Annotated in this window: 17 protein-coding genes; 8 read left to right on the plus strand and 9 right to left on the minus strand. The window is 64.2% G+C overall.

The window, feature by feature from the left end; genetic code table 11:
* Positions 1-25: 25 nt before the first annotated feature.
* The 5 genes from AC0WRY_RS13410 to AC0WRY_RS13430 all read right to left on the minus strand — a co-directional run bounded on the left by AC0WRY_RS13410 (position 26) and on the right by AC0WRY_RS13430 (position 4,911).
* The gene (locus AC0WRY_RS13410) at positions 26-1,681 is read right to left on the minus strand and encodes a TRAP transporter large permease (protein WP_194407432.1); all 1,656 of its coding nucleotides are present in this window, start codon (positions 1,679-1,681) and stop codon (positions 26-28) included.
* Positions 1,682-1,707: 26 nt separating this feature from the next.
* Positions 1,708-2,289 carry a TRAP transporter small permease subunit gene (locus AC0WRY_RS13415; protein WP_194407433.1) on the minus strand — a complete coding sequence of 194 codons (582 nt, stop codon included), beginning with the start codon at positions 2,287-2,289 and terminating at the stop codon, positions 1,708-1,710.
* Between the two features lie 171 nt (positions 2,290-2,460).
* Entirely contained in the window at positions 2,461-3,480 is a 1,020-nt protein-coding gene (gene moaA, locus AC0WRY_RS13420) for a GTP 3',8-cyclase MoaA (RefSeq protein WP_194407434.1), read from the minus strand.
* Positions 3,481-3,588: 108 nt separating this feature from the next.
* Complete coding sequence (locus AC0WRY_RS13425) at positions 3,589-4,083, minus strand: hypothetical protein (protein ID WP_194407435.1); 495 nt, start codon at positions 4,081-4,083, stop codon at positions 3,589-3,591.
* A 156-nt stretch (positions 4,084-4,239) separates the two neighbouring features.
* Positions 4,240-4,911, minus strand: coding sequence for an HAD family hydrolase (locus AC0WRY_RS13430; RefSeq protein WP_194407436.1), 672 nt, complete (start codon positions 4,909-4,911; stop codon positions 4,240-4,242).
* Positions 4,912-5,082: 171 nt separating this feature from the next.
* Here AC0WRY_RS13430 and rpiA point away from each other — a divergent pair, with 171 nt between their 5' ends.
* Genes rpiA through gor form a run of 3 tightly spaced genes read left to right on the plus strand, consistent with a single transcriptional unit; the run spans position 5,083 to position 7,779 of the window.
* Positions 5,083-5,802: a ribose-5-phosphate isomerase RpiA gene (gene rpiA / locus AC0WRY_RS13435; RefSeq protein WP_194407437.1), complete on the plus strand. Its 720-nt coding sequence runs from the start codon at positions 5,083-5,085 to the stop codon at positions 5,800-5,802.
* The gene (locus tag AC0WRY_RS13440; protein ID WP_194407438.1) at positions 5,799-6,344 is read left to right on the plus strand and encodes a DUF2059 domain-containing protein; all 546 of its coding nucleotides are present in this window, start codon (positions 5,799-5,801) and stop codon (positions 6,342-6,344) included. The genes rpiA and AC0WRY_RS13440 overlap by 4 nt, the downstream gene beginning before the upstream one ends.
* Positions 6,345-6,390: 46 nt before the next feature.
* Entirely contained in the window at positions 6,391-7,779 is a 1,389-nt protein-coding gene (gene gor / locus AC0WRY_RS13445) for a glutathione-disulfide reductase (protein ID WP_194407439.1), read from the plus strand.
* A 9-nt stretch (positions 7,780-7,788) separates the two neighbouring features.
* On the opposite strand, the gene AC0WRY_RS13450 is transcribed toward gor, so the two are convergent.
* Positions 7,789-8,928, minus strand: a complete 1,140-nt coding sequence (locus AC0WRY_RS13450; protein ID WP_194407440.1) for a hypothetical protein — start codon at positions 8,926-8,928, stop codon at positions 7,789-7,791.
* Between the two features lie 372 nt (positions 8,929-9,300).
* Here AC0WRY_RS13450 and AC0WRY_RS13455 point away from each other — a divergent pair, with 372 nt between their 5' ends.
* A complete protein-coding gene (locus AC0WRY_RS13455; protein ID WP_246776461.1) occupies positions 9,301-9,609 on the plus strand; it encodes a hypothetical protein in 309 nt (102 codons plus the stop codon).
* A 13-nt stretch (positions 9,610-9,622) separates the two neighbouring features.
* On the opposite strand, the gene AC0WRY_RS13460 is transcribed toward AC0WRY_RS13455, so the two are convergent.
* From AC0WRY_RS13460 to AC0WRY_RS13470, 3 genes are all read right to left on the minus strand, one after another.
* A complete protein-coding gene (locus AC0WRY_RS13460; protein WP_194407441.1) occupies positions 9,623-9,808 on the minus strand; it encodes a hypothetical protein in 186 nt (61 codons plus the stop codon).
* Positions 9,809-9,870: 62 nt separating this feature from the next.
* A complete protein-coding gene (locus AC0WRY_RS13465; protein ID WP_194407442.1) occupies positions 9,871-11,100 on the minus strand; it encodes a carboxylate-amine ligase in 1,230 nt (409 codons plus the stop codon).
* Between the two features lie 17 nt (positions 11,101-11,117).
* Positions 11,118-11,945 carry a class II glutamine amidotransferase gene (locus AC0WRY_RS13470; RefSeq protein WP_194407443.1) on the minus strand — a complete coding sequence of 276 codons (828 nt, stop codon included), beginning with the start codon at positions 11,943-11,945 and terminating at the stop codon, positions 11,118-11,120.
* Between the two features lie 135 nt (positions 11,946-12,080).
* On the opposite strand from AC0WRY_RS13470, the gene AC0WRY_RS13475 reads away from it, so the two are divergent.
* From AC0WRY_RS13475 to AC0WRY_RS13490, 4 genes are all read left to right on the plus strand, one after another.
* Positions 12,081-12,467 (plus strand): nuclear transport factor 2 family protein, encoded by a 387-nt coding sequence (locus tag AC0WRY_RS13475; protein ID WP_194407444.1) that lies wholly within the window; start codon positions 12,081-12,083, stop codon positions 12,465-12,467.
* Positions 12,468-12,734: 267 nt separating this feature from the next.
* The gene (locus tag AC0WRY_RS13480) at positions 12,735-13,208 is read left to right on the plus strand and encodes a tellurite resistance TerB family protein (RefSeq protein ID WP_194407445.1); all 474 of its coding nucleotides are present in this window, start codon (positions 12,735-12,737) and stop codon (positions 13,206-13,208) included.
* 2 nt (positions 13,209-13,210) lie between these two features.
* Positions 13,211-13,573, plus strand: a complete 363-nt coding sequence (locus AC0WRY_RS13485) for a hypothetical protein (protein ID WP_194407446.1) — start codon at positions 13,211-13,213, stop codon at positions 13,571-13,573.
* Entirely contained in the window at positions 13,570-14,205 is a 636-nt protein-coding gene (locus tag AC0WRY_RS13490; protein ID WP_194407447.1) for a TerC family protein, read from the plus strand. The genes AC0WRY_RS13485 and AC0WRY_RS13490 overlap by 4 nt, the downstream gene beginning before the upstream one ends.
* The last annotated feature ends 3 nt before the right edge of the window (positions 14,206-14,208 follow it).

Raw genomic sequence — 14,208 nt, forward strand, 5'->3', positions numbered from 1 at the left:
AACACGACGGCGGGTGTGGTTCCCACTACTTCGACGGCGGTCCGAGATCCAGCGGCGGCAGCTCGATCTGCGGCACCTCGATCTTGATCGTGGAGGGATCGATATTCGACTGCACGCCCTTGTAATGCATGACCATCGACGGGAACGCGATCACCAGACCGACCATGATCATCTGGATGACGACGAACGGCACCGCACCCCAATAGATCTGCCCCGTGGTGACCGGCTCCATTCGCTTGCCGGTGACGCGATCGGTGTAGCGATCCTTCGGCGCGACCGAGCGGAGATAGAACAAGGCGAAGCCGAACGGCGGATGCATGAACGAGGTCTGCATGTTGACGCCGAGGATGACGCCGAACCAGATCAGGTCGATGCCGAGATGCTCGGCCGCAGGTCCGAGCAACGGAATCACGATGAAGGCCAGCTCGAAGAAGTCGAGGAAGAAGGCCAGCACGAACACGAAGGCGTTGACGAAGATCAGGAAGCCGACCTGGCCGCCGGGCAGCGAGGTCAAGAGGTGTTCGACCCAGACGTGGCCGTTGACGCCGTAGAAGGTGAGCGAGAACACGCGCGCGCCGACCAGGATGAACACCACGAAAGCCGACAGCTTCGCGGTCGATTCCGTGGCCTGCCGGATCAGGTCCCAGCTCAGCCGCCGCTTCGCGGCACCGAGGATGAGGGCGCCGGCGGCCCCCATCGCGCCGCCTTCGGTCGGGGTGGCGACGCCGATGAAGATCGTGCCGAGCACGAGGAAGATCAGGAACAGCGGCGGCACCATGACGAAGGTGGTCTGCTGCGCCATCTTCGAGAGGAATCGGAAGCCGGTGAGCTTGTCGATGACCCAGTTCACCACGGCGACGATGAAGGCGAAGATGATGCCGCAGAACATGCTGAGCACGACGTAATCGGCGCCATGTACGGTCGAATTGCGCATCATGAACCAGCCGAACACGCAGCTCGCCAGGAACAGCACGCCGAGCGAGAGCAGGCCGCGATCGCCATTGTCCTCGCGGAAGCCGATGGCTTCCTTGGGCAGGCCCGGCGTCGCCTTCGGGAAGATCATGCTGACGAGGAAGGCGTAGGAGGCGTAGAGGCCGGCGAGCACGAGGCCGGGAATGAAGGCGCCCTCGTACATGTCGCCGACGGACTTGCCGAGCTGGTCGGCCATCACGATCAGGACGAGCGAGGGCGGAATGATCTGCGCGAGCGTACCGGACGCGGCGATGACGCCGGCTGCCACGCGGCGGTCGTAGCCGTAGCGCAGCATGATCGGGAGCGAGATCAGACCCATCGAGATCACGGACGCTGCGACCACGCCCGTCGTCGCCGCGAGCAGCGCGCCGACGAAGATCACGGCATAGGCAAGGCCGCCGCGGATGGTACCGAACAATTGGCCGATGGTGTCGAGCAGGTCTTCGGCCATGCCCGACCGCTCCAGCACCAGTCCCATGAAGGTGAAGAAGGGAATGGCCAGCAGCGTGTCGTTGTTCATCACGCCGTAGACCCGCTCCGGCAGCGCCTGGAGGAAGTCAGGGTGGAATTGGCCAAGCTCGACGCCGATGATGGCGTAGAACAGGCCAACGGCGCCGAGCGAGAATGCCGCGGGATAGCCGAGCAGCAGCACGACGACCAGCGACGCGAACATGATGGGCGCCATATTGGCGATAATAAAAGCGGTCATGATTTCCCCTACACCGTCGCCAACGGCTACTTCTTCTCGATCGCTTCGACGAGATGCTCGACTTCCGCTTCCAGCGCGGACACCTGGGATTCATGCGGGTCCGGAATCATTCCGCGCATCACCGCAATCCGCTTGATCAGCTCGGAGATGCCTTGAACGAGCAGGAAGGCGAACCCGATCATGATCAGGGCTTTGGCGGGCCATTGCGGCAGGCCGCCGGCATTGCCGGATTGCTCGTTGATGTGGAACGAGCGCTGGAAGAACGGCACGCCGGTGATGATCATCACGATGCAGAGCGGAATGAGGAAGAACAGGTGACCGATCACGTCGATGACGTTGCGGAGCGTCTTCGGCAGCGCGTTGTTCACGATGTCGATGCGGATGTGCTCGTTGTCGAGCAGCGTCCAGGGCGAGCACAACAGGAATACGATGCTGAACAGCACCCATTGCAGCTCGAGCCACGAATTGGAGGATGTGTCGAAGGTCTTGCGGACGATCGCATTGACCGCCGAGATGATGACGGCGGCGACGATCAGCCACGCCAGGCGTTTGCCCGTCCAGCGTGTGAACGCGTCAATCCCCTGGCTCAGCTTTAGGAGCGCTTGCAACGATAGGTCCTCCCCCGATGGTATGCCCCGGCCGTCTTGACTGCGCCGAACTGGCGCGTGGCTTATTTCGCCGCGCAGGCATGAAGCCGCCGCACCAAACCAGCGGGCGTGCCGCCAGTCAATCGGAAGTTTGTTGATAGTTAAGGGGAATAAGGCCGTAGTCCGACGGTGTCAGCCGCCGGTGACGCTCATGTGCCTGGAGACGCTGGGACGGTCGTGGCGGCGGTCGATGATGAAATCATGGCCCTTGGGCTTGAGGCCGATGGCGCGGTCGATTGCATCCGCAAGCAGCACGTCGTCGTCAGATGCACGCAAGGGTTTGCGCAGATCCGAGGCATCCTCGTGACCGAGGCAGGTGTGCAGCGTTCCCGTGCAGGTAATCCGAACCCGGTTGCAGGATTCGCAGAAATTGTGCGTCATCGGCGTGATGAAGCCGAGCTTGCCGCCGGTCTCGGCGACGCTGACATAGCGGGCCGGCCCTCCAGTGCTCTCGGCGAGGTCCGTCAGCGTGAATTGCTGGGCGAGGCGTGCGCGCACCAGCGAGAGCGGCAGATACTGGTCGATGCGGCCGGAGCCGATCTCGCCCATCGGCATCACCTCGATCAGCGTCAGGCCCATGCCCTTGCCGTGGGCCCAGCGCATCAGCTCGGGAAGCTCGTCCTCGTTGAGGTTCTTCAGCGCCACCGCGTTGATCTTGATGGCAAGGCCTGCGGCCCGCGCGGCCTCAATGCCCTCCAGCACCTTGTCGATCTCGCCCCAGCGGGTGATCTCGCGAAACTTCTTGGGATCGAGCGTGTCGAGCGAGACGTTGATACGGCGGACGCCGCAATCGGCGAGCTCGCTTGCGTGTTTCGCCAGCTGGGTGCCGTTGGTGGTCAGCGTCAGCTCGTTCAGGGCGCCGCTGGAAAGATGCCGCGATAGCGAGCGCACCAGCGTCATCACGTTGCGCCGGACCAGCGGCTCGCCCCCGGTGAGCCGCAGCTTCTTGACGCCCTTGGCAATGAAGGCCGAGCAGAGCCGGTCGAGTTCCTCCAGCGTCAGCAGGTTCGCCTTGGGCAGGAACGTCATGTCTTCGGACATGCAATAGAAGCAGCGCAGGTCGCAGCGGTCGGTGACGGACACGCGCAAATAACTGATGGTCCGCCCGAACGGATCGGTCATCGGGGTCGACAGCGCGGCAGGTCCGTCCATTGAAAAGGCCTTGTCACTTACGGCGACGGGTGCACCTTTGCTTCAGCGGTGCTCAGGATGCAATCTAAGCATCGGACGCGACGAGGACAATCGGGTGGTATACGTAGGTTAGCGCCTGCCGGCGTTCGGATCGGGGAACGGCGAGGCGGCGGCCGGAGCCGCTTCGGCGGGTGCTGCAGTCGGCGCCGCTGCGGCGGGTTTGGGCTTCCTGGGCCGGTGAGGCTTGCGAACCGGTTTGGGCGGGGTGGCCGGCTGGAGTTCCGCAAAGACCGGATTCGGGTCCGTCGTCACCGAGGCAGGCGTGGTGAAATCCCCGGGATTCCTGATCACGTTCACCGGCACGCTTGCCGGTTGGTACTTTGGGAGCGCGAAAGCCACCGTGAAGGGGGCGTCGGGCGCGGGAACCGAGACGGAGCAAGGCGTCTTGCAGCCCGGACCGAGCGAGGTCGTGGCGTCCGCACCCGGGGGGTTGGATTCGAGCCGGACCTGGACGGCCGGCGGCGCCGATTTGAACATGTCCCAGGACATCGAAGAGCAGCCGCCAAGACCCGCCGCTCCCAACAGACCGGCTCCCGCTAACGCAACCGCGATGACACGACGCATGACCCATCCACTTCAACTGCGACAAACCGCCACACAACCCCGCGCGGACCTTAGGAGCGTCGTTTGGGGCAGGCAACCGGCGGGCGGCGCATGGTTGATGAATGGTTAATGCCGAGCCTCGCAGAATAGCAATGTGATTTCAGTAGCTTGACGGCGCTAGGCGGTCATCAGGCTGCTGGCTGCTTCCGGCAGGTCGCGCATGTGATGGATCAGCCGGTCCGGCTTCAGCTCGGCGATCGGCACGTCCGTATAGCCGAAGCTGACCCCGATGACCGGCACTCCGGCCCGGCGGGCTACCCCGACATCGGTTCCGGCATCGCCGACCATGAGGCTGGCTTTGACCGCGCCGCCGGCGCGCGCCACCGTTTCCCGGAAGATGGTCGGGTCGGGCTTCTGGACGCCAAAGGTGTCCGCGCCGCAGATCGCGGCAAAGCGGCGGCTGAGGTCGAGCTGGTCCAGCAGCCGCTTCGACAGCCATTCCAGCTTGTTGGTGCAGACCGCGAGGCGATGGCCCTGGGCCGCAAAATGATCGAGCGCGGCCTCGAGCCCCTCGAAGGGGCGGGATTCGACCGCGATATGGTCGGCGTAATAGGCGATGAAATCCGCGGTCATCCGGTCCATGTCGGCGGGGGTGACGCTGCGGCCCTCCGCTTCCAGCCCCCGCTCGATCAGCTTGCGGGCGCCGGCGCCGATCATGTTGCGCGCCGAGGCCATCGGCACCGGCGGCAGGCCTTCGCGGTCGAGCACGTGGTTCAGCGCGGTGATCAGGTCGGGCGCCGTATCCACAAGCGTGCCGTCGAGATCGAAGACGATGGTGTGAGGGGTCATGACCCCAGCGCTACCGGCCCCCCCGTGTCCGCGCAAGGGGCGGGCCCATAAGATCACCTTATAGGCCTGTTCCCAGACCCTGTTCTCCGGGGGAAAACGAGGCTACATAGGCCGCCGAAAGCGGCCACGATCGGCGGCAGATCTCCCGGATTTCAGAAGGCGGGCCCAGACGTGAACATGGACCAGTTGAAGCGACAGGCTGCTGCCCGCGCGCTCGAAGAGGTGCGGGACGGCATGCAGCTCGGGCTCGGCACCGGCTCGACCGCCAAGCATTTCGTCGAGTTGCTCGGCGAGCGCGTCGCCGCCGGGCTGAAAGTGATCGGCGTGCCGACCTCCGAGGCGACGCGCCTCGACGCGACGCGCTGCGGCGTGCCGCTGACCACGCTCGACGAGATCGACCATCTCGACATCACGGTCGACGGCGCCGACGAGATCGATGCTGAGCTCAACCTGATCAAGGGCGGCGGCGGCGCGCTGCTGCGCGAGAAGATCGTGGCGGCCGCTTCGGATCGTATGATCGTGATTGCCGATGACACCAAATGGGTGCCGACGCTCGGCAAATTTCCGCTGCCGGTCGAAGTCATCCCCTTCGGCCTCGGCGCGACGCGGCGGGCGATCGAGAAGGCATTTGCGCAATGCGGCGTTTCCGGGCAAATGGCGGTCCGCAAGGGCAAGGACGGCCACGTTTTCGTCACCGACGGCGGCCACTGGATCGTCGATGCCCAGCTCGGACGTATTGTGGATCCACCCGGCCTCGCCAGGGCGTTGAGCACGATCCCCGGCGTGGTCGAGCATGGATTGTTCATCGGCTTGGCCAGCTCTGCCGTTCTGGCGGGTGGCGAGGGAATTCGCGTGATTGAACGGCGCAAGCCGAAAGGAGACCAGGAATGAAGAGCGTTTTGAAATTCTTGCCGGCCGCGACGCTCGTCGTGGGATTGGCCCTTACGGCCGCCCCGGCCGTGGCGCAGCAGCCCGCCCAGCCGAAGGCTGGCGCCGCACCTGCCCAGCCGAAGGCCTCGCCCGCGGCGATCGCTGCGGCCAAGGAGATTTTGCAGATCAAGAACGCCAATGCGATGTATGCCGGCGCCGTACCCGGCCTCGTCGAGAAGACCAAGATCGCGCTGACCCAGCAGAATCTGAATTATCAGAAGGACCTCAACGAGGTCGCTCCGATCGTGGCGCAGCAGCTCCAGGGCCGCCAGAACGAGATCGGCGAGGGCATGGCGCAGATCTATGCCAGCGAGTTCACCGAGCAGGAGCTGAAGGACCTCGTCACCTTCTACAAGTCGCCGCTCGGCAAGAAGCTGATCGACGCCGAACCGCGCGCCATCGGGCTCAGCATGGCCTTCATGAACTCCTGGGCCCAGAACTTCTCCGAGACCGTGATGGGCGCCTTCCGCGCCGAGATGCGCAAGCGTGGCAAGGAGATCTGAGCGCACCTATCTGAAGGGTGATTGCTGAAAGAGGTCGGAGTGGACAATGGCTGAATTCGACGTCGACCTCTTCGTCATCGGTGGCGGTTCGGGCGGCGTGCGTGCCGCCCGCATCGCGGCCGGTTACGGCGCGCGCGTGATGATCGCGGAAGAGTACCGCATGGGCGGGACTTGCGTGATCCGCGGCTGCGTGCCGAAGAAGCTGTTCGTGATCGGCTCGCATTTCCGTCACGAGCTCGAGGACGCCGCGGGCTTCGGCTGGACCGTTCCGCCCGCCACCTTCGACTGGGCGACGCTGATCGCCAACAAGGACAAGGAGATCGCGCGGCTGGAGGCGGCCTACACCGCCAATGTCGAGAAGTCGGGCGCGCAGATCGTCAAGAGCCGCGCGGTGATCGAGGACAAGCACACCGTCCGCCTGCTCGAGAACGACCGCAAGATCACCGCAAGATACATCCTGATCGCCACCGGCGGCGCGCCCAACCACGGCGCCGCCATTCCCGGCATCGAGCACGTGATCTCCTCCAACGAGGCGTTTCATCTCAAGAAGCTGCCGAAGCGGATCGTGATCCAGGGCGGCGGCTATATCGCGCTGGAATTCGCCGGCATCTTCGCCGGCTTCGGCTCCGACGTCACCGTGATCTATCGCGGCGACAACATCCTGCGCGGCTTCGACGAGGACGTTCGCGCCCATGTCCGGAGCGAAATGGAGAAGCAGGGCATCACCATCCTCACCGGCTGCACGGTCGCCAAGGTCGATCGCCACGGCGAGGAGTTCACCACGCATCTGTCGAACGGATCGAGCCTTGCTTCCGACCAGGTGATGTTCGCGATCGGCCGCCATCCGGCGGTGGCCAATCTCGGCCTGGAGAAGGCCGGCGTCGCCATCAATCCTGCGAATGGCGGCATCGCGGTCGACCATTTCTCGAAGAGCTCGGTCGACAGCATCTACGCGATCGGCGATGTCACCCATCGCTTCAACCTGACTCCCGTCGCGATCCGCGAGGGCCATGCCTTCGCCGACACCGTGTTCGGCAAGCGCGAGGTGCAGGTGGACCACGCCAACATCCCGACCGCGGTGTTCTCGCAGCCGGAAGTCGGCACTGTCGGCCTGACGGAGACCGAGGCGCGCGCGCAATTCAGTCACGTCGACATCTACAAGACGACGTTCCGCCCGATCAAGGCGACGATGTCCGGCCGCGACACCCGCGTGCTGATGAAGCTCGTGGTCGACGGTGCGACCGATCGCGTGCTCGGCTGCCACATCGTCGGCGATGCCGCAGCCGAGATCACGCAGGCCGTCGCGATCGCGGTGAAGATGAAGGCGACCAAGGCCGATTTCGACGCGACGATCGCACTGCATCCGACCGCGGCCGAGGAGCTCGTTACCATGCGCACGCCGAGCGCGCGCCACGTGCGGCAGGCGGCGGAGTAACTCCGGCGCTCAGCCGTAGAGATATCCGACCGGCTTGCCCTCCGTACGCAGCGGGCGAACGTCCCTTTGCGTGATGATCCGGCCGGCGAGGCCGTCGATCTCGTCGCGCTGCGTCGGCGTCCAGCTGCGCAGCTCGTTCATGCCCTTGAGCAGGCCGAGCCGGAGTACCTGCGTGTTCTCGCCGACGCCGACAAGGCTGATCGAAGCCTTGCCCGCCGTCACGACATCCCCGGCTGAGAGTTCAAAGCTCTCGCCAGACGTCTTCCTGAATTCCGCCGTGCCGCGAATGAGGCGATAGATAACGACCTCGCCCTTGGCGAGCGAGGCGGCGTCCGCGGCGGCCGACGTGCTCTTCGGCAGCAGCGACTGGCCGCGCGGGTCGGTTGCGATGATGTGGCCGGTGACGAGATGACCGCTCGGCACCTCGATGCCGATATCGCGCAAGTAAACCGGCAGCGCCGATTTGATCGCGCCGTCCGCGAGCGGCTTGAACAGCGCATCCAGCGCCAGGGGATCCTGCAGCCAGAAGCCGGCATCGGCCGGTCGGTTGTGCAGCTTGTGGCTCCAAGCCACGCGCGGTGTCTCGGCCTCGTCGATCTGGTCGGGACCGACGATGGTCGGATTCGGAAAGGTGGTGGGATCGGTGATGAAGGCTTCGAGGAATTTGCCGGAATAGCCCATCGAGATCGGGTCGGGCACGACCGTCTGGGGCGTCCTCAAATTCTGTTCGGTTGGCAAGCCCGACCAGGTGTAGAACAGCTGGCGATGCACGATCGCGCTTTGCAGCATCACCGCGCCAGGGCCGACATTGTAGAAGCGCCCGTCATAATCGAAGGTGAAAGCGCCCGAGGTGACCAGCACGAGCTGAAAGCCGCCGGGTGGAAGATGCAGATGAAAGTCGGTGGGGCCGGTGTCGGGACGGTAGATCGGCAGGTTGGTCGCGACTTCGTGCAGCAGGAAGGTCTCGTTGTTGGCGTGAAAGCCTTCATTGGCGCGATTGTAGAGCGCTTGCGGGCGATAAGTCGCCTCGAACGTCGCATTCCGGTCCCGGTCGATCGCGACGAAGTCCTGCATGTTGAGGCGGAGCGGCGCGCCATTCGGACGGGTGAGGCCGGTCGTCTCGAGATCAACCACGGCATGCACGTTCATGACGTTCTCCGCTCCGCGCCGTTGCTTCGCTGACGACGTCATTGCGAATTCCGGGCCAGTTGATTTGCGGAGCAGCGAGCGCGCCTACGCCGTGATGCGCGCGTGCCGTTCGGGATAAAATCCGGTGGTTGCACGGGACGTTAGACGATGACCTGCTCTGATCGTTCGATGCCGTGCGAGCCGCGCCCGCTTTCGGGGCGCGGCGGGACCTGTCTAATTTGTCAGCAAGCCTCATCAGGACGCGTGCAGCGGTGTTGCCGGAGATCGGCGCGATGCCGCCTTGCGATCGGCAATAACATCGCGACCCTCAGGGCGGCGATTGACAGATTGTTCATGTTTTGTTCTTATGCTGAGACCGAGATGGAGGCAGCCATGGACAACCGCATCAGCGAGATTCGAAAGACCATCAGAGCACTCCGCGTCAGCATGCGCGAAGCTGAGGCGATCATGCACGAGCAGATCAACCGCGACGAGGACTGCAGCTTCGTGGCGCATGAGGTCATCAAGATGCGCCAGGTCATGGGCCTGCTCGCGAAGGAACGGATCGCGCTCGGCGATCACGACCCCATCCTCGTGAACAATTTCTTCATCCCGCGGCGCCGGCCGACGCGAAAGCCGGTCGCGGCGTTGTCCCTCACCGCCGAATCCGTATTCCGTCCGCGCGTGGTGGCGCGGGTTTGACGCGGCAGGATGCTCACTCAAAAGCGCGAGGCGCGGCCCGATCCGGCTTGCCGGCCGGGCTGTCCGCCCACTTCGCCATCTCCATGGCCTGGGCGTCGACGCCCTCGCACCAGAAACAGCTTGGCCGCGCGCGGCCGTTCTCTGACAGGATCGGAACCAGGCTGTGGCCGCAACCGGCGCAGCAGGCGATGTCAGTCATGCGTTCCCCCAAGGCGTACAAATTCAGAAATGACGTTCTCGTTCGCGAAGCTTGCGCGAGCGCTATGACGGCGCCGGCGTAGAGCGTCCGATGGGCGCGCTCGTCCCTGAGACCGTCGATGTAGCGATCCATCGTGACACGGCTGCGATGTCCTCGCCGTTCTCGCGATAGGCGCGAAGCTGGAATTCGGCCGAGCTGCCGCGGTTCACAATGACGCGGCAATGCTCTATCTCGGCGGCACAGCCCAATGCGTCCGCGTCCCCGGCGGTGTCGTCGATGATTCGCGACAGCATCTCCGAGATCGTGACCGGTCCGTCTCGGGAGGCGAAGATGCAATCGGTTCCGTAGCGCTGGGCGCGCCATTTGTTCTCCACCGCGATCGCGCGCTCGACCACCGTGACCTCCCTCGACAAATGAGGCCGCAGATAGAGGTGACGCGTCAGGCAGCGATACAGCGAGGCGATGGCAACGGCATCGTCGACGAGGGTGCAGGTGTCGGGCGCACGAAGCTCGAGCGTCGGGTGCCGCATCGAAGGACGCATCGCCCACCAGATGTGGCTCTCGTCGGGTATCACGCCGGAGCGCTGCAGGGCGCCGACATATTCGTCGTAATCCCGCCTGGTCTCGAACAGCTCGGGCAGGCCGGTGCGCGGCAGCTCGGAATAGGCGGCGAGCCGGTAGCCCTTCAGTCCGGTCTTGTGCGAATTCCAGAACGGGGATGAGGCCGACAGCGCGATGAACAGCGGCAGATGCGGCAGCATCGCTCGCATCACCGCCATGCGCTTCTCGGGATCCGGCAACTGGACGTGCACATGCATGCCGCACATCATGTTGCGATGGCCGATGCTGCGCAGATCCTCGATCATCTCCTCATAGCGCGGCTTCGGGCTCGGCTGCGACATGCGCCAGACCGCCGTCGGATGCGTGCCGCAGGCCATGATCACGAAGCCATATTGCGCGGCGACGTTCGCGACTTCGCGCCGCAGGAAGCGGAGCTCTTCGCGGGCGTCGTTGACGTCGACGTGAATGTTGGTGGCGACCTCGAGTTGGGATTGCAGCATCTCGCGCATGGCCTGGCCGCCGGTCGACCAGTTCGCCGATTCGAACAGCGCATTGGGCGTTTCGATCGCGACCTCGAAGCTGCGGCGATCGGCGAGGAAGTATTCTTCCTCGATGCCGAACGAGTATTCGGCCGCCTTGCCGCCGCCACCCGCCGAGCGAATCACCAGATGCTGCTTGTCGTCAGAAGGATCCAGCCGAAGGAGTTTCAGAACGTCTGAAGCAAAAGTCATGTCCCACCCGGCAAAGGTCACCTGCCGGCACTAATCCTTTTAGCTGGGACGGGTTCCCGCCCGCTGCTACTGCAAATTGCCGCGTCAAAGGGAACAATTTTCACGTTTTCTGACTCGCGCGCGATCAACGCGTGATTGGGCGGCACTTCGGTCCAGTTCTCTTCCTTATCGAACGGCTCGGACACGACGATGACCTGGCCGCCGTCCTCGCGGAAATAGAGTGTGTTCGCGGCGTCGTTGACCGCGACGCGGAAGGCGTAGAGATCCTTGCCGTTGGCGATCGCACTGGTGAAGCGTAGCCGTTCGCGCAAGTGGCCTTCGTTGACGAGGCCGACGAGGGCTTGCAACACGCGCCGCGTCGCCTGAAGCGGATCGCTGTCGAGACCGGCGCCCATCATCGCCAGGAAGACGGCTTCCGAATCGGTCGTGCCCAGTCGCGACGGATAATAGGCATCGGGAATCAGCGCCTCGACCTTGCGCCGCAGCCGATTCCAGCTTCCGACGAATCCGTTGTGCATGAACATCCAGTGGCCGCATGCGAAAGGATGGCAGTTCTGCCGCGTCACCGCCGTGCCGGTGGCGGCACGCACATGGGCAAAGAACAGATGCGAGCGCAGATGCCGGCAGAGGTAGCGCAAATTTTCGTCCGACCAGGCCGGCCGCGTCTCGCGATACAGGCCGGGTTCCTGATGCTCGCCGTACCAGCCGAGACCAAAGCCGTCGCCATTCGAGCCCGCGGTGGATTGCAGCGAGCGGATGCTCTGCGCAATCAGCGAATGCTCGGGTTCTGTGACATAGGGCTCGAAAGACGTTGTCTCGCCCCGGTATGCGATCCAGCGGCACATGGAAGTCCCTGTCGGCGGCGGATAGGTCGTGAGTTGCACTAACCGAGTGCCGGCACGGTGGTTCCCGGCGCGAAGCGGTTATCCCGACCGAAAGCCTTCGGTGTTAGGATGCAGGTGTCGAGATCGGAGACCGAGATGGACGATCAAGCCATATTGGCGGCGCTTCAGCGCCATTGGGACGCTTCGGACGCGAATGATTTCGATACCGAGCACGACATCTATCGCGACGATGCTGTGCTCGACTATCCGCAGTCGGGCGAGCGCATCAGCGGTCGCGGGAACATTCAGGAGAGCCGGTTCGTACAGCCGAACCGGAAACGCTTCACCGTTCGACGGATCGTTGGCGGTGGCAATCTTTGGGTGAGCGAATTCGTGCTGAGCTATGACGGGGTGCCGTCGTATGTCGTGAGCATCATGGAATTTCGCGACGGCTTGGTGGCGCACGAGACGCAATATTTCGGCGACCGCTTCGAGCCTGCGCCGTCGCGGGCACATCTAGTCGAGCGTCGCACGAACGTTTGACCAAACCCGCCACACGGAACCCGATGCGGCGGCTGGTCGCAGTCATCTCGCCTTGATTCCGGCAGGCCCACCTTTATCTCTGGCACGAACAAGAATCCGGGCCCCTCTGGCGAGGACGCCGACGATGTCGGCAAACCTCGTGATGTCGGATGACCTGTCCCGCGCGAATGCGATGGATTGGCCGATCGTCGGGCCTTGGACGTTCTTTCCGACCATTCGTCCCCATCGCAGCTCCGTGCGGTCATTTCGCAAGATAAGGGAGCAACGATGACTGACGCCAAGCATTCAAATTCTGTCGAGATCGAGATCGCGGAGCCGTCCAGCCTGAACGAGCAGGCTGCGGCCGCGCTGGTGATTGCCGGCGCGCTCGTCGCCGTGGCCGACCGGCAGGTTTCGCCGGTCGAGCGCGACGAGGTGATCCGGTTCATCAGGGATCGCGGACTGGCGCCGCATATCGACGACGAGCGGCTGTTTGCGATGTTCGACGCACTCGCCGAACGACTGGAGGAGCCGGATTTTGCCAATGTCGTGATCGACACGCTGCGGCCGGTCTCGAACATGCCGTTGTCGTCACATCTGATGGAACTCTCGGAGCGAGTCGCGGCCGCCGACGAAGACGTCCATCCCCACGAAGTGCAGGCGATCAAATTGCTGCGCTTGCTGACGCTGGCGCTGCCGCGCGCCAAGCCGGTCAACTCGAGTGAGGGGCGCATCAAGCAGCAGATGGCCACAAAGGAGTAAGCATGAGCGCAGCATCGAACGAGCGTACCAACGAGGCCGCAGGCCCCGCCAGCGAATTGGCGGGCGGTGACCCGCGCTTTGAGAGGCTCGTCGATCGCCTGCCGCCGCGCATGGGTGACACGGTCACCTATCTGCTCAAACCGTCGAGCCGTTGGGTCAGAATCCCCTCCGGCGCGTTGCTCATTGTCGGCGGCGTGCTGTCCTTCCTGCCGATTCTCGGCGTCTGGATGCTGCCCCTCGGTCTCGCGCTGCTCGCCGAGGACGTGCCTGCGCTGCGCTCCTCACGTTCGAAGGTCCTGGATTGGGTCGAGCGGAAGAAGCCGCATTGGCTCGAGCCGTCTGCACCGAAAAATGACCAGACATGATTGAATTCATCACGCCCGATGCGCTGACCGCGCTCCTTCAAGTCGTCCTGATCGACCTCGTGCTCGCCGGCGACAATGCCGTCGTCATCGGCCTCGCTGCGGCGGGCCTGCCGGCCGAGCAGCGCCGCCGCGCCATCATCGTCGGCATTGCGGCCGCCACGGTGCTGCGCATCGTATTTGCCGGCGTCGCGACCCAGCTTTTGCAAGTCATCGGCCTGCTGCTTGCCGGCGGCGTGCTGCTGCTCTGGGTATGCTGGAAGATGTGGCGCGAGCTGCGCGAGCAGTCGCATACGGGACAACTCGCGTTCAGCCATGGCGGCGGCGCGGATGCCGCTCCGGCGCAGCGCAAGACCTTCGGCCAGGCCGCGGTGCAGATCGTCGCCGCCGACGTCTCGATGTCGCTCGACAACGTGCTCGCGGTGGCGGGCGCCGCGCGCGAGCATCCCTACATCCTCGCCTTCGGCCTGTTGCTGTCGGTCGCGATGATGGGCGTCGCCGCCGACCTGCTCGGTCGCGTGCTCCAGAAGCATCGCTGGGTCGCCTATGTCGGCCTCGCGATCATCATTTACGTCGCCTTCGAGATGATCTATCGGGGCTCGCTCGAGCTCGCCCCCGTCATCGCGAGTCTCTGAGGC

The sequence above is a fragment of the Bradyrhizobium sp. T-12 genome, from assembly GCF_058314695.1.